Below are 16,182 nucleotides of genomic sequence, written 5' to 3' on the forward strand. Positions count from 1 at the left end.
CACTGTTTACTTATTTCAACTCATCAGGGCTCTATCGATTGGCACAGTTTTTTTTGCCTTGTGTTTTGCTTTGAACGTTAATTATTCGTTTTTTTATTCATCCGTTTTTGGGTTACAACAACGTTGTCATCTTAATTATTTTTACATTAATGGAGTGTCTATCTAGCATAAGGATATATTTAGAATGAATGGGAATTATTTAAAAAATTTTCTACTGATAGGGGCGAGTGGATTATTTGTAATTAGCCCTATTCATGCGGGAATTCCCGTATGGACTTTTAATCCATTGACCAAAACGAATATTTCTCTCCCCAGCAATAATACTGCCATTGTTCAATATGCTGTTACCAATCAATCAAAAAAAAGAGCACTGAATTTACGGATGAAACCCATAGTTGGAGTTCAAGCTACGGGATGTACTGATCCATTACCAAGTCATCAATCCTGTACTTTAACCTTAACAATTGACGGCAGCATGTTAACGGGAAACATTATTGGCGGGCCTATATTATGTGAAAGGGGAAATCCGAACCAATGTTATCAACCAAGTGCTGAAAATCAGCTCGTTATAAAGAAAACAGCGAATACCCAAATCAAAGTAGGGGCTGGAAACTTTCTTAGCAGCTTAAATTCAGGGATGTTAGCAGTTAAAGAAGGGGCAAGCGGAAACTGGAACTTCCCTATTGGGAATGGATATACTTTGACGAGCACTAGTTGCTCCGGCACTGGTTCATCGGCCATTTGTACCGCGGTAGGAAATTATTATGGTATTGCATCAGGGGTTGTATTTGTTAGCCAAAATGGAGGGTCTACATGGTCGCAAGCATCTTCGGGCATAAGCAATGCTGCATCCTATTATGGAACGAGTTGTTCTGGCTCATTCGGTAGCACCGTATGTACCGCAGTTGGACGAGATAGCCAACAAAACCTATTGATTAGTGTCAGTCATGATGGGGGAACCACGTGGAATAAGGCTAATATTCCTAATACTCGCGGTAGATTTAACACGACAAGTTGTACTGGATCGGGCAACAGTGCTATTTGTATTGCGGCGGGTCAATCATTAGTTAACCCCTCTCCCAACTCCATTTTATATGTGAGTACCGATGGAGGCTTCACTTGGGGTCCAGTACCAATAGCGGCAACAGGATTTAATCTTTTAGGGTCTAGTTGTTCAGGGTTTGGCAATAATGCTTTATGTGTAGCAACTGGTCTTCAAATATCAGGATCGGGTCCGGCAGCACTTTATGTGAGTCGTGATGGAGGCCAAACTTGGGTGGGTAAACCTACACCTGCGAATAGCCAGTTCAACAAGATTAGTTGTGTGGGTGATAAGAGTTTAGGCGTTTGCGTTGCTGCAGGACAAAATCTAGCGACCAAAAAAGCGTTAATGTATTCAAGTATTGATGGTGGGCAAAACTGGACGCCTCAATCTTTTCCAGAAAACAATAGCATCTTTAATGATGTAAGTTGCAGTATAGGCACATCTTATTCCTCTATTCTATGTGCTGCTGTTGGGCGTGATAATGCAGCTTCATTGCCGCTTGTATATACCAGTACAATTAATGCTATAGGCCTCACTTGGAACAAAAAAACGACAACAACCACGGACAGTATTTTCAACGGTGTTAGTTGTACTGGAAGTGCTACTACTGCTACCTGCGCTGCAGGGGGACAAAACATCACTCAAGGGAATTCGCTACTTTACATAAGCAAAGATGGTGGTGCCACCTGGTCATTGGAACCTACAGGAGATTCTCCCGGAACCTTTGCTGCTGTTTCTTGTGTTGGGATAGGGGATTCTCTGGTGTGTTCTGCTGCTGGAAATATAACGCCCTCTCCTTTGATTTATCAAAGCGTAAACAATGGCTCCTCTTGGAATATTATTGATTTACCAAGTAAAGCAGGGACATTTAGCTCTATAAGCTGTACAGGTTCTGGTATGGATGCAGTGTGTGCTGCAGCGGGAATTGATAACAAGGGAAATGTACCTTTATTGTATTTAGGCACTCCCTCAACGAACCTATCATGGAATTGGAACCAGGTACAAACAGGTATAACCGCTCAAGGTCGATTTACTAATGTGAGTTGTACTGGATCTGGAAAAACAAGCATTTGTACTGCGGTAGGCAATTTCGGAACTGCGTCTGTTAGCGGCTCTGGGGCTCCAATTATTTATGTTACTCGTAATGGAGGTATTTCCTGGAGTCTTATAGGCACTAACAGCTCACTTACGAAAGTCTTTCTAAATGACAGTAGCTGCACTGGTTCTGGTGATACAGCTGTTTGTGTTGCGGCTGGTCAAAATTTCTCCATCCCTAGCTGGCCATCTTTGTTAATGAAAAGCCTTGATGGCGGCCAAACCTGGACCCAAGTAAATACAGGAATCACTAACCAAGCTCTCAATGGAGCAGGTTGTTCTGGTAATGGCTCAAGTGCGGTGTGTATCGCTACAGGACAAGACTATGTTTCAGGTAATCCCTTAATTTATTTAAGTCAAGATGGAGGAACAAACTGGAATACAGTTGATACCGCATCAATATCCGATAATGCTTATTTTAATGATGCCAACTGTTCTGGACTTGGAGTAAAAACTGTATGCACAGCATCAGGTCAGGATGTTAATACAGGATATGCTCTCATGTATTATACCGAGAATGCTGGTCAAACCTGGACTCAGCAGCAACCACTAACTGTACCTGCCCAAGGCAATAGTATACTTTACCAAACAAGTTGTACTGGCGATGCGTCTCAAGCAGTGTGTGCTTCGGCCGGATTGTATACGGGGGATTATCCTTCTTATATTTATTTAGGCCTTGCTAATAGTTCCCCTATACTTTGGAGTTTAATCACCCCAAGTAACTACACTGGATTCTTATCCACTGCTCATTGTTCGGGTTTAGGTTCCGCTGCTACGTGTATGATTGGTGGAGGTGAGGTGAATTTATCTTCTACACCGTTAATCCGCCCCAGCCTTTATATCACGTCTGATGCTGGAAAATCATGGAGCCCTGTTTCTATTGATTCTTCCGTCATTGGGGGACAATTTAATGGATTGGCAAGTGATAACTCTTAAAAATAAATTAGGATCAATAAAAATGACATTTTGCGAATAAAATGTCTTAGTATCGTGCCTCGTATAGTAACGCCATAAAAACTGGCGTTACTATAAAGCCAAGAATACTCCTGTATTAAATTTACAAGCTCCCCGCTCTTTAAAGCGTGGAGGATGGCAAAGGTGATTTTTTTAAAAAAGTAACAATTAAATTTGAGTCTTTCATTTTTGTGGTCATAGAGTTTGGATCATATCCATGCGGTAACTGAAACGCTTGGCTATAATTGCTCTGAGAATAACGGACACTTTTATTGTTATCATATTCACGAGTAATTTTTTGCGTTACATTTGAACTAACTATTAATTGTCCCTCTTTAACGGAAACATCAATTTTACTATCAGCACCTTTGGGTAACTTTATTTTATAAACAATCTCATTTTTATTCTCTTTAATTTCAATAGTGCCCGTACTGCCAAAAAGATTCTGATTCGGCTGGTTTACAAGGTTATTTTGCATTTGTGAAAATTGACTTTTAATGAATTCATCCATCGCTTGTTGCATTTTGTCCATTTGCTTCAACACATCATTAGGTGATTGAAAAAACGGATCGTTATCAAATGGATCCAAAGATAATTGAGTATTACTAATTTGCGCTGGATTATTTTGCGCCATCGCTCCTGCTGATATCATACTGATAAGAGGAACAGAGATTAAAATAGGAAGTAGTTTCTTTTTCATTGAAATCTCCTTAAAAAATTAATTACCTAATTGAATTCTGCGGCGACGAATCATCTTTATTATTTTTACTTTTCTCATCCAAATTGTCTTTCCAATATTGCGCTGTGACTCTTGCATTTTCTAATTGATTTTCTGCATTTTCTTCTATTTTTGTCCTCTCTCCATGAGTGGCAGCGATTAGATCAAACATTTTTTGAGCTGTATACTTTTTACCATCATAATTTTTACCTTTAACCATATCAGGGGCTGCAATGATTTGCTCCCCCACTTTTGTAGTGGTCCATAAAAATTCTTGAAGAGTTCTAATAGACTCAACGTGTGCCTTTGCCAAATTAATGAACTCTTTCTGTCCATCTTTACCTAACTGATTAAATAAAGGCATCCACTCCAATTGAACTACCTTATCTTTACGATCTCGTGTTGTTTCTAAAACATTCAACACATTAATAAGCAAACAATATAAATCATCTTTACCTCTATTGTGAGTATTCTTTGTATTCTCATCGTTTGAGTTCGCATGCAAACAAGTAACAAATTCATTTCCTGTTACTGCAAAAGCTAACTTTTGGTGATCTAAAGTAAAGGGGACATTTAATTCCTTTAACATCGCCAAGCATTCCTGTTCCCCATATTTTGCATAGAGAGAACCACTACCATAATCAGGATTATTCCAGTAGTGAGGCGTAATATTAGGGTGGTAGTGGCGCCCACTTGCCCGCATCAAAGCAACTATTTGCAAGGCTTTAATATGTGCAGGGGTTAATTCCGCTAATTGTTTTTGCAAGTGCTCAGGAAGCTCTTTCTGATTGCGGTTTAATAGATCAATTATATAAGGAAGTAATGCTGCGGAACGATTAGCATTGTCAAAACCATGTGTTACCCTCGCTGGGCTATTGGGCATAATCCTATTACGGTTTAAAAGTTGGACTCCATCCATCTCGTGCTCAATAATTGGAAAACCTTTTAAATATACTTTTTCACCAATATACGCTGCAATTTCTTCAATGGATGATGAAAAATCCATACTTTGCTCCTCTTGTTTTATTAAGACCTGTTAACAATTGGTCCTATTTTACACACAACTGCTCCAGTTTACTGTAATCTCTTTTTAAAAAACGTATTCCGAAATAAAACAAATTCTTTTAGTCTGAATATCATTAATTTTATGAAATGAGTCTACATATTTTACTGCGTGCAGTACTTTAGCTGCAATACTGGAACCTGCTTGATACTGATAGTAAGCTTTTAGAGATAAGGATTTAACACTGATAACTTAATTGGTGCTCATCAAATGTATGGTATCAAAGCACCCTATTTTTCAATTCATCTATGATATAATTTTTCGTAGAGTTTTTCTCGATGTAGTAACGTCAATTCACTTTGATGGTACACGTTTTAACGAAAAAGTGAGTAATCTAATGACTGAAAAAATAATTCACCTGAGTTTCCAGGAAACACCTCAAGCATATTATGATCAAAATGCCGCTGAATTAGGTATCGTTCCAGATGGAACTGGTTTACAAATTGTCTTCAAAATTAATGGCGAAAATTATGTTTTGGCAGGACCTCGCGGCGGCTCTGTGCTAACAGTCAATGGCGGAACTATTGAAAATAAAAATGCTCCATTCCTAGCACAACTCGTAGAAGAAATTGAAGAGGAAACCTTTGGCGTATTAAAAATAACCCACTCTCAAGAAACTGGATATCTACTCAGTGTGAATGGAAAACAACATGTGCTGACTCCTCAGGATGATAAAAGCTATCTCGCTTATAAACCAGAAAAATATGCTTATCTAACGTTCACAGCTGTTTGTAACACAGTGACTCTAGAGGAGCTGGAAGCGGCACAAATGCAAATGAATCCTACTGCTGCATTCTGGAATCAAATCGGTAACTTTCTATTCCCGCATACCAGAAATGCTCCCAGAGATGATATATTCTTAACTTACTGGGAATCTCAATCTGCAGCGCGAGCAGGTTTAATTGCAAAATTAATTCACACTGATGAAAATACTCTGCTCATTAAACCAACCGTAGTTTTTGGAACTAAAACTATTGCCCAAGCATTAGCTAAATTAAATGACATCAAATCCTATAGTGAACTGATGACCCTGTTTAAACACACGGTAGGTCGCTATAGTGAGCGTCCTGGATATTATATATTTACAACTTCTGAACTGGTTAGAGCTGTAAACAATGAAGATATTATCGAAGTAAACGATTATAAAGGCAATAAAGTCGCCTCTGGAATCTTTAATGATAGTGCCGTTAAAGCGATTCTACCTTCATTTACCCTCTCTCTCATTTCAATTGGAAACTCGCGTGATAGCTTATTCGCATCACCAAACACTGTTTCCTTACCTTCAGAACAACACACATTGCAGATGCAGTATTCTTAATAAAATCAGGCACTAAAAGGGGCTATTAGAGCCCCTCCTTTTGAACTTTGTGATTTGGCTATTCAGTTATTATCTTACTTATTTTTGAGCATTGCCTTCCCTAACCAGAAAAAACCAACATCATGTACCATTTTGTCCGAGATTTTCGCTAAAATCCACGATTCTACTTCCTGCACGATATTGTTACTTATATTTTTTTCGTCTTGTTGTAAAAAAAAGGCGATTAACCATTTCATCTCCATGCTTCCTTGAGGAGGTAATTGAATAAATGTTGTTTTAATTTCTTTCTCAAAAGGTATATTCAAATGGAGCAGAGCCGATTCTATATCAACCGCCGTATAAAATTGCTCGTTCCTATTGCCTATATATGCCTTAAAGCGTGATTGAATTTCATAAATTCCACGATGACCTCTTAATACAATGAGGCCGGACTTTCCGCACCTTGCTATATTTCTAACTATATAAGGCAAATCCAAAGACCAATAAAGAAATTGAGAAGCAATAACCCAATCAAAATACTCATCGCCTGAATGTCTTAAAAAATAGCTTTCAGCTGTACCAGTAAAGGTATTTGTGTGAACGGGAATAGTAAATTTATTTTTTGAGTACTCTAATAAAGCATTCATACTAGGATCTACCCCCGTTAGAGTGACTTTTGAGGGCATTCCCCAGGCATAAGCATCAATTATTTTTTTTATCAAGTGGCCATCATGGCAGCCTAAATCCAAAATATTTAGCTGCAATGAGTCTGGTGAAAATCGAGTGCGCATTAAGTCAATCAGTATGGATTTTTCACTGGCATTAGCAAAATAAGTTTTAAATAGCTCACGGCTATCATATATAGACACTTTTATTTTTTCCTTATCCGTCAGCGTTAATATAAATAAATGTGATTTGGAGACTGTAGCCAATTGCTCTTGGAGTAATTCACACCCAAAGTTTCAATGAATTGCAAAGATAAAGCTTTGCGAGAGCAATTTGAATAATTTACTGGACTGCAATGGACAAAATGGCCATGAAATAATAATGCATCTCCAGCCTTGACTTCTAAAGGCGTATAGCAATAATTTTCTTTAATAAAGTCAGGAATAAAAACATCATTAAGCTTGTTGAATCGCCTGGTTTTCTCTTGATGGTTAACATGTGAAACCCATTTCAAAGGCCAATGATTACTGCCAATAATTCCATACATACAGGCATTTTTTACACCTGCATCTTCCAAAGCCAACCATAAAACAATTACAGAGGCGGGCTCGGTGTAAGCAAACGTTGACTCCTGATGCGGCCGTACTTCGCTCCCCAAACCATGAGAAAACTTAGGAATATATACGCTGAGATGACAAATTGGCCTTCTATATCCTATACCTTTCAAAATCGTCATCAGCATAGGATTGCGATAAACGGTCTGTTGCATCATTGAATATTTTTCTATGAGGTGCATACCATGTCCAATTCTGTTAATTACCCTTATATTATCAATCACTTCATAAAATACATGTCCCTTTTGATTAGAAGCCTGAAAATAAGGTTCAGTCACATACTCTTTAGGTTCTGATTCTTGTTGCGCAGGATTTTTAGAATAAAAACAAACGATTTCATTATTCCAGTTTTGAACAATATCTGCTTCTGCATCATATTGTATGAGTTCAATTTCACTTAATAAACGAGCAAGTTCCGCCTGATTAATATAATTTTTAAGAACAATGATGCCATTTTGGTTATAACTACGGACTGCCTGGTTTAAATCAGCTTGTAGTGCATTAAGGTCGTATTTTTTTAAGGTATGTGAACAGGTGATACTTTTCATCTTTCACCTCTTTTCCAATTATTGAGAAACAAAGAGATGTCCTTTATGTCCAAGTCAGGATATTTTTCTCGTATTCCGTTGTCATTTAAAGGAAAACTGACAATTTTTGTGGATGCGCTTACTTCTGGATTTTCGTATTGAAACATGACAATAGCTCCTATTGTGTAAACAATAAAAGCCATCACCAAAAATCTTTAAAAGACAGGGTTGGCCAGGATGACTTAAAGAGTACCATCCCCTAATGATTTTCTTAATATAAATTAAATCAACTTGAATTCGGTATGTCAAGAACACTGAACCCCTTTGTTTTCTTATCTCCAAACTCATATGCGCTATACTCAAGAAAGAAGGTGCTACTATGAATTTGAAAAAACAGGGTGTTTTTTTATTTTTATTGATAACGTTAGCATATCCAGTCTTTGGAAAAGATGCCTCGCATCAGGCTGTGAGTCATTCCCAGTTGCTAGGGGCAAAAGAGCTTGTGGATAGTGGTTGGCTTCCTGATATTATGGGCTTACCCAATGAAGAACAAGTTGAAAGCCTAACTATACATGTTGCTAATGTGATGGCAGAAGAACAAGATAAGAAATGTAATGCGATAGACTATAACTTAAGGATGGTTGTTTTTCAAAACTTTGTAATTTATCAACATATGGCCAATGCCCAACACCATTATTTTAAAGAAAAAATGATACTTAAATATGCTCATGTTCTTGCCATGATTCTGCATGAAAGCAGCGGTGATCCAACCAATGTCACCGATATGAGTGGCCGTTCAATATCTACAAGTAAACCGATTACAAACTTGCAGCGTTGGAGAAATCTCTTAAAACTAACCTTGAAAAAAGGTATTAAATTTAATTATCAAACTAATTTTGGCCTAACTCAACTCTCAGCAGATCGCTTGTTTGTTGCCTTTAAATTAGCTTCAGGAGGGCATAACAAGGATTTTCTAGAAGGGAAATATGGTTATGTAGCCCCAGAAAGAGTAGTTAGGAACTCCAGCATTGCCATTCGCAGATTGATTTGGCTTTACCAGGATTTTGCTCAAGGACGATTATCACAAGAGGATGAGCGTATTCATCAAGAAGATATTTACAAAACAGAGTTTAATGAAAGGTACCAAACTGGTTTAAAGATGGCCCTTTTGTATTGTGGTACCAAATTTTTATTTCACGTTGATGAACAATATATTTGGACCAATGAGACATCAACCTTTGAAAATGCCATGGCTTCTATTGCTTATTGCAAATTGGGTAATTCACAATCAGGTTATGGCAAATATGAAATTGATGAACGGTGTTTTGCGGAATGGGTGACCTTATGCCCGGCTTTAAACATAAATATTGCACTTCTTACACCCCTTAGTTATTTTCAAACCCGAGGAGATAAACCCTTATGTATCGACACATTTAAGCGTCTGCTAAATAAAGAACCCCCTCATCAGTGAATACTCCACATCGATCCACATTATCGCTTTAAAATTCAGCGCTTATTTCAAATACCATATCCAATATATTAGAGGAGTCGCCACAACCAACACGATTATTTCCAGCGGCAATCCCAAGCGCATATAATCCAGGAACTTATATCTTCCAGGCCCCATGACTAAAAGATTATTTTGATGCCCTATCGGGGTTAATACAGCACAGGAAGAACCGATAGCTACAGCCATAAGGAGTGGATCTACTGGGATTTTTAAAAAAGTTGCAAGACTGATAGCAATCGGAGCCATAACAATAACCGTTGCAACATTATGAATAAAATTAGCAATGCACATGGAAATTCCGATTAAAAGGGCAATTACCCAAAAAGCAGAAAGATGCTGTGAAAATTTTAATATCAATTGTGCTAAGAGGTCTGCCCCTCCTGTTTGAGTCAGTGCATCCCCTAGAGGAATGATCGCAACTAGAAAAATAATCACCGACCAATCAAACTGTTTATATACATATGCTAAGGCGGTGTTATCAATCAAAATCATAAGCAAAGCCGCAGCAGCAAAAACAATTTGAACCGGCATAATCATTAATCCTGATAATAAAATTGCAATCGTGAAGATTATCAATGGTATAAAATTTTTAAATCCCATATTTAATTGCAATGTGGATGTTTCTATGGGAATCAGACCATAAGAAGGAAGCGCGTCTATCACCGTTGGATCTTTACAATGTAATAGCACCATATCACCAGGCTCAATAATTATATTTCTTATTCTTCCGATTTTAGAGCTGGTTGCCTTTGATATCGCTATAAAAGAAATTTTATAAGCTGCTCTTAAATTAGTTTCTTTAATTTTTTTATCTATAATATTGGATTTGGTTGGTACAATAGCCTCTAATAAAATATCATTTGATTTGTTTTTACTCCCTTTCCTTATAAAGTTAGAAATAACGATCTCAATAGAATTGGACAGTTCTTCTAAGCTCGTTAAGGTGGCTTGAATGATGAAACGATCTCCTGATTTAATTTCAGTACTTTCTTGTAAATTTATTTTTCGTTTTCTTCTTATAAGTCCCACAATCTCCGCTAATAATTCGATTTCTTCCTTAAAACAACCAACTGTTTTTCCTATCCACTTTGATTTTGGAGGTATACGAATTTCAATAGTATAAATTGGTTTAAATGAGGTTTTTTGTACTCTCTGTTTAGGCAACAAGCGCCAACCAAGAAAACTTATAAATAAAACCCCAATGAGCGCAGTGAAAAAACCAACATAGCTAAAATCAAACATACTAAAGGGTTTACCAAGAGACTGAGCACGAAAATTAGAGATAATCAAATTGGATGCTGTACCGATTAACGTGACCATTCCTCCCATTAATGAAGCCATTGCGATAGGCATCAAAATATAAGAAGGAGAACGGTTGTACTTAAGAGAAGTGTATATACTAACCGGTAGTACAAGCCCTAATGCACCTATATCGTTCAGAAACGCAGAAATAAATGCAATAAAAATACTGAAGGAAAATACCTCTAATGATTGAGTACGCATTTCAAATTTATTGATTATAAATTTAAGAGCATTTGATTTAGCAATAATATTTGTGGCAATCATAATACTAGCAACTGTTATTACAGCAGGGTTGTTGAGTCCAGCGAAGGTTTTATCAGCGGGAACTGCTCCAAGAATAACGGCAGCTGCTAATGCAAATATTGCTGTAATAGCATAGGACCACTTGTTCCATATAAAAAAAATCATGGAAATTAATAGGATTAGAATAACTGAATATGGCTGTAATTGTGTGGGTAATATCATTGATTCCCTCCAGTGCAGCTGCTGTGGAAAATATGTCCCTTTCAACCTAAGGAAAAACCCGATTTAAATTAAATTATAGATAGGAATTGCTTAATCTACATAATGAAGCAAGACTAGGTCGCCACCGAACAAAAATCGAACATTTTATTGAGTCAGACGATATACATCGAGAGGTGCTTTCCTGCTCAAAGCAAGAAAGCACCGAGTATATTAATTTCTATATAATTTTAATGGATTCACAACACCGTCTAACGAGGGAATATTGCTGCGATTACTTGCATTGAAAAAATTACCCCCACTGACAACCCTATTATTATTCGCGGTGATACTATAATTCTGAATAAGGTTATTCACAAATGCGGTAGCGTTTAAATTACTCGCAATTTTAATTCGACAAAAATTATTATACGTATAGCATTGGAGCACATTGATGCCTTTCCCTTTCAATTCCATCATAATAAAATGTGCTTGATCATCTCTAGGGCACGAGATTTCCGTGCAAGAAATATGGTCGTTAGTCCATCTTCGTTCATTCACCCGAACACTGCTTAAATCAATACCCGGTGTTGCAGGAGCTGCATTTATATAATGATTAGGGTGTGCATCGTACCCAGTGACGTATCCGTGAGGATTATTATTAGGAGCCGCCGCCGGTTGTGGCGGATAAGCTATTGGATTACCAGCCGTCAGATTCTGATTAGCCGTAGCAACAGACGGCAGCGAAGCATTAGCCAATGCCGTTGAAATAACAACAGGTGGGGGATTAATATTGGGAGTTGCATTTATATGGTGGTGAGAGTCATCACGCCCCGGAGCATATCCATAAGCAGGATTCAACGCTAATACCGGTGCATGGAGCATTGCTGGATTTCTGGTTGACCCATTCATCAAATCTGGATTAACCCGGTTAATAGATTGCGTCGAAGGACCAGTGTGAGCAAATACTTGAGGTACCTGGTTGTTCTGGATAACATTTACAAAAGCCTGCTCTGCACAAAAATGCCGTTCTTGAAGCGAAAAGCTGCTGTTATTCCCTTGAACCCAAAAGGAGTTCACTTTTGATAATTCTTTCGCATTTGTGTAGTTTTTCTGAGTGTCGTCATAAAAATTAATAATGGAATTTTTATCAATCTGACTTTTGTGATTCAGTACTTGAGTTAAAAAATTGATTTGGTTATTTTTACCTGCCAACTGGTTCATCTTTGTTTGAAACGCGTCTCCCAGGTCAGGAAGATAAGAAATTAAGAAGGGTCTTTCTATGCCAGCGACCTGATACACATTAATGGCAGTGGTTGGCTCAGTTGAATAGAATGTTTCTTGAAAAACAAGCTCTTTACCTAGAATGCGTGAAATGTATCCGGCAATGTAGGCAGGATTATTATGATAGGTTGCAATAGCAGTCAACTCATCATTATCATTATGCTTTAACACCGCCTCAATACCCATTTTTACATTCTGGGCCGCATGATTTTTTCCAAGCTCATAAATGTCTGTCACCGATTGATGGTGATGATTTTCTAAGCAATGCTCACTGAAGGTGTGTTGAATACTGACTGTTTGATCAAAATCTAAAATCGTAATTTTTTTGGCCATGCCTGGTATGTGTTGCTCTTGTTTCGCCTTCATAAAATTAATCTCCGAAATCTTCTTACAAAATGTTCATTAGCCAATAAATAAGTTGCAACGGCCTTTGTTTGCAACTTATTTGACTAACTTGATTAATTTTAATTCTGTCGTAACAACCAGGGAATACAGTAATTAGGAAAGTAATTATTTCTAAAATGGAAAAAAGATTAAGTTATATCCAGACGCTTATCTCAATCCTCATAAATTATAGAATAATTTTTTAAAATGAATAAGTTACGCGAATTAATTGAAGTTTGCATGGTAACAATTGGGGGGTATTAATTATTAGCAATTTCATCAGCCAATGCTTGTTCATAAAAATAAGTTAATAATTGGCGTATTTTCTCTTCATAAGCCAGATGTTTGGGGTAAATAGCATAAAGATTTATCTCAGGCGATATTTCATCGGGTAATACGGGCACTAACAGTCCGGCATCTACCTCATTACGTACAGAAAAACAGGGTACCCAGATAAGCCCCATTCCGCTTATTGCCGCTTGTTTTAATAAGTCAGCATTGTTACTTTTAAAATTACCGGTAACTGAAATAACGTTCTTTTTGAAAATCCACTTATTTTGTAAGCCGTATAATGTATTAATCAAACAACGATGCTGTTCTATATCCTGTAATCTCTCAGGAACACCATGCTCTTTTAAATAGGCGGGAGAGGCAAATATTTTACGCTGAACAGAAAAAAGCTGGGTACATACCAGTCTTTGATTAATAACTTTATCGAAGGTCATGGCCAGATCGAATTCAGAAGAGTAAACGTCTACAGCTTGATAACCAATATCGATATTTATTTCTAATTTAGGATGCGTTTTTATAAACTCAATACTTAACGAAGTTAAGTAAGGGATCATGGGTGTCACAGTAAAATATATTCTAAGAGAACCTTTTAGTTCTAATTTTTCAGTATTTCCTATTGCTTTGATTTTTCCTAATTGCTCAAATAGAGTCAACGCTTGTTTATAAAGATAATAACCCTTCTCTGTTAAAATTAAACTTGTAGTTGAGCGCACCAATAACTTTATTTTTAGCTCATCTTCTAACCATGTAATTTGTTTACTTATCTTAGATGAAGAGATGTGGAGATTTCTTGCTGCAGCTGAAAAATTTTTATAATCAACAACAGCAAGAAAGCTTTTTAAACAATGTAACATGTTCATAATTTAAAGATTAGTTGAAAAATAACATTTTATAATCCCAAGCCCGACTATCCTATTACACTGAATATATAAGTACTTTCATCGATCTAATGGTTCAATATTGGTAAATCTTACGGAAGGGGGATCTGAAATCAGCTGATTGTTAATATACCCACCCTTCAAATACAAATCACCTTGAGGTGGCGATGCAAATCCTCCCCAAAGAGTATCTCTGTCCTGTACAAAATCACCACCAACTTTAGTTTTTATATTTAAAGGTCCGCCGTGATGAACACCGCACGGTGCCAACAGACATTCGTGAATCCCCATTTCAAACCAGTGTCCATCTAGATGTCCTCGGGCAGAACCAGCCCAGACAGGAACACACTCATCTGAGATGGGATGCGTATGAGCAGCAAAACAATCGCCAGGAGCACAACGGGTTAAATGGAAGCCACATTGACGCGTTCCATGGCCAGGCCATAGAATAAATCGCATGGGACTTCCGTTAGCATCAAACTCAGCGCCTCGAAATACATTAAATAAAGCACCATGACGACGAATGTCAGGTGAGTTTAAATTCCAAGCACGCATTTCTGAGTGATTTTCCCTGTAACGAAGGTAGTTAACAGGAGCGATTTTTCCACGAATTATTGTTTTTTTTGCTTCCTCTGCTGCATCAAAATCAATAGAGCCCATGCCACGAATATAAAAACCTGCATCTTCATATAAACTTACTAAAGGAGGAGTAATAGAGTTAACCAAAATGAAATCGTCCTTATTGCTGACAGGATTACGCAGAGCATGGGTAATATTTTCTGGAAAATATGCCATATCACCAGGTTCAATGCTCACCCATTTTCCCCGGAGATATACTTCACCTTTGCCTTGCACACATAAGAATGCTTCCTCTGAAATTGGATAATTGTACATTGGTGATTCCATACCTGGAGAAAGCGTTGATACGTGTATGCTTTCTGTTTGGAAACCATTGCCAGGCCATGCAATCAATCGTGTTGGAATATGATGCAGTATTATTTCAATTCCTTCATTTAGATCACCTATCGCGCCTGAATGGCGTATTTCATCATAACTACGATTTTTAGCTAAATAATCTTCCTTTGTTTTTGCCATGTTATTAGCTCTAAGAACGTGAAGTTTTATTCAAGTATAGACGAGTTTCTAAGGAAGCACGCTATCGTTTTTGCGCAAAGAAAGACCAGAAATAAAGCTTTTTATCAGCCCAAGGGTAAGTGGGTTCTGTGGCAAAAATATTTTTCGCCCAAGAAGGTCGAGTTATTTTGGGCGAGTTTATGCCACGAGACCAGATAACTGTTCAAAAATAGTTTGATTGGCAGATTGGTTCTGCTGCTTTTTACGTAACATATGGTGCAATTCTACTCCTGTTAACATTGCTTCTTCAGAATGAAACGCTTTAAATCCCTTCATGGGCTTGGTAATTTTCTTAACAAATCGATGGTCTTGCTCCACAATATGATTCAGATATTTGATTTGACGAACGGTAATTTGAGTGAACACCCCAATTGCTTTCTCAAAAAATGCTCGAGCAGAAGGCTTATCTCGCTTTTCTGATAGCATGAAATCAACGGATTGACCCTCTTTATCAATGGCTCGATACAGATAGCCCCATTGGCTTTTTTCTCATCCATCCTCCAGGAAATCCCTATGGGGCGTTTGTGACGCTTGCGAAAAACTTCTTCCAGCTCAGGGGCATAACAGATAACCCATCTGTTAATCGTTGAATGGCCTACTTTCAAGCCACGCTCTGACACCAGTTTATCAACATCACGGTAACTCAACGAATAGGCCAAGTACCATCTGACCAGCATCAATATAATATCTTTTTTAAAATGGTGCCACTTGAAATGGGGCATCGTTGACCGGTTTATTTGCAAAAATAGCGATTCTATCCGCTTGGATAACTTTTTGCTCCAGAACCAAATTATCTGTATTTGCTGCTTTAATCAATTCCACAACTGACTCAGGGTTATTCTCACGATCATATTTTAATAACATAAAATTCTACTTATTATAGTCGGTGGATAAGTAATTAAATACATGAACATTTTAAACTATTTATTTTGAGGAGTTAAAGATATTATCCAGACATTAGTATTTGTATGGCTACCAT

The 16,182-nt window shown here is 37.5% G+C and carries 13 protein-coding genes and 1 pseudogene; 3 read left to right on the forward strand and 11 right to left on the reverse strand.

Annotated features, from left to right (window positions below; genetic code table 11):
• Positions 1 to 184: 184 nt before the first annotated feature.
• A complete protein-coding gene (locus EL220_RS16465; protein ID WP_027272585.1) occupies positions 185 to 3,076 on the forward strand; it encodes a beta propeller repeat protein in 2,892 nt (963 codons plus the stop codon).
• 139 nt (positions 3,077 to 3,215) lie between these two features.
• On the opposite strand, the gene EL220_RS16470 is transcribed toward EL220_RS16465, so the two are convergent.
• Both EL220_RS16470 and EL220_RS16475 read right to left on the reverse strand, forming a co-directional pair.
• The gene (locus EL220_RS16470; protein ID WP_027272584.1) at positions 3,216 to 3,794 is read right to left on the reverse strand and encodes an Hsp20/alpha crystallin family protein; all 579 of its coding nucleotides are present in this window, start codon (positions 3,792 to 3,794) and stop codon (positions 3,216 to 3,218) included.
• A 22-nt stretch (positions 3,795 to 3,816) separates the two neighbouring features.
• Positions 3,817 to 4,818 carry a SidE phosphodiesterase domain-containing protein gene (locus tag EL220_RS16475; protein WP_027272583.1) on the reverse strand — a complete coding sequence of 334 codons (1,002 nt, stop codon included), beginning with the start codon at positions 4,816 to 4,818 and terminating at the stop codon, positions 3,817 to 3,819.
• Positions 4,819 to 5,212: 394 nt separating this feature from the next.
• Between EL220_RS16475 and EL220_RS16480 the strand changes: the two genes are divergently transcribed.
• On the forward strand, positions 5,213 to 6,193 hold the full coding sequence (locus EL220_RS16480; protein ID WP_027272582.1) for a hypothetical protein: 981 nt from the start codon (positions 5,213 to 5,215) through the stop codon (positions 6,191 to 6,193).
• 74 nt (positions 6,194 to 6,267) lie between these two features.
• Here EL220_RS16480 and EL220_RS16485 read toward each other — a convergent pair whose 3' ends face one another.
• The 3 genes from EL220_RS16485 to EL220_RS18285 are packed head-to-tail and all read right to left on the reverse strand — an operon-like array spanning position 6,268 to position 8,146.
• Positions 6,268 to 7,041: a methyltransferase gene (locus EL220_RS16485; RefSeq protein ID WP_027272581.1), complete on the reverse strand. Its 774-nt coding sequence runs from the start codon at positions 7,039 to 7,041 to the stop codon at positions 6,268 to 6,270.
• Positions 7,042 to 7,067: 26 nt separating this feature from the next.
• The gene (locus EL220_RS16490) at positions 7,068 to 8,000 is read right to left on the reverse strand and encodes a phytanoyl-CoA dioxygenase family protein (protein ID WP_027272580.1); all 933 of its coding nucleotides are present in this window, start codon (positions 7,998 to 8,000) and stop codon (positions 7,068 to 7,070) included.
• Positions 7,997 to 8,146 (reverse strand): hypothetical protein, encoded by a 150-nt coding sequence (locus EL220_RS18285; protein WP_155833987.1) that lies wholly within the window; start codon positions 8,144 to 8,146, stop codon positions 7,997 to 7,999. Before EL220_RS18285 ends, EL220_RS16490 begins: the two co-directional genes overlap by 4 nt.
• 212 nt (positions 8,147 to 8,358) lie before the next feature.
• On the opposite strand from EL220_RS18285, the gene EL220_RS16495 reads away from it, so the two are divergent.
• Positions 8,359 to 9,450, forward strand: a complete 1,092-nt coding sequence (locus EL220_RS16495) for a hypothetical protein (protein WP_027272578.1) — start codon at positions 8,359 to 8,361, stop codon at positions 9,448 to 9,450.
• Between the two features lie 42 nt (positions 9,451 to 9,492).
• On the opposite strand, the gene EL220_RS16500 is transcribed toward EL220_RS16495, so the two are convergent.
• From EL220_RS16500 to EL220_RS18290, 6 genes and pseudogenes are all read right to left on the reverse strand, one after another.
• A complete protein-coding gene (locus EL220_RS16500; RefSeq protein WP_232002516.1) occupies positions 9,493 to 11,256 on the reverse strand; it encodes an SLC13 family permease in 1,764 nt (587 codons plus the stop codon).
• Positions 11,257 to 11,466: 210 nt separating this feature from the next.
• Positions 11,467 to 12,882 (reverse strand): hypothetical protein, encoded by a 1,416-nt coding sequence (locus EL220_RS16505; RefSeq protein WP_027272576.1) that lies wholly within the window; start codon positions 12,880 to 12,882, stop codon positions 11,467 to 11,469.
• A 278-nt stretch (positions 12,883 to 13,160) separates the two neighbouring features.
• On the reverse strand, positions 13,161 to 14,045 hold the full coding sequence (locus EL220_RS16510) for a LysR family transcriptional regulator (RefSeq protein WP_232002517.1): 885 nt from the start codon (positions 14,043 to 14,045) through the stop codon (positions 13,161 to 13,163).
• A gap of 84 nt (positions 14,046 to 14,129) precedes the next feature.
• Positions 14,130 to 15,164 (reverse strand): cupin domain-containing protein, encoded by a 1,035-nt coding sequence (locus EL220_RS16515; protein WP_027272574.1) that lies wholly within the window; start codon positions 15,162 to 15,164, stop codon positions 14,130 to 14,132.
• Between the two features lie 177 nt (positions 15,165 to 15,341).
• Positions 15,342 to 15,925 (reverse strand): annotated as a pseudogene (locus EL220_RS16520) (IS6 family transposase).
• The gene (locus EL220_RS18290; protein ID WP_155833986.1) at positions 15,897 to 16,067 is read right to left on the reverse strand and encodes a hypothetical protein; all 171 of its coding nucleotides are present in this window, start codon (positions 16,065 to 16,067) and stop codon (positions 15,897 to 15,899) included. Before EL220_RS18290 ends, EL220_RS16520 begins: the two are co-directional and overlap by 29 nt.
• Between the last annotated feature and the right edge of the window lie 115 nt (positions 16,068 to 16,182).

This window comes from Legionella sainthelensi (assembly GCF_900637685.1).
Taxonomy (GTDB): Bacteria; Pseudomonadota; Gammaproteobacteria; order Legionellales; family Legionellaceae; genus Legionella; species Legionella sainthelensi.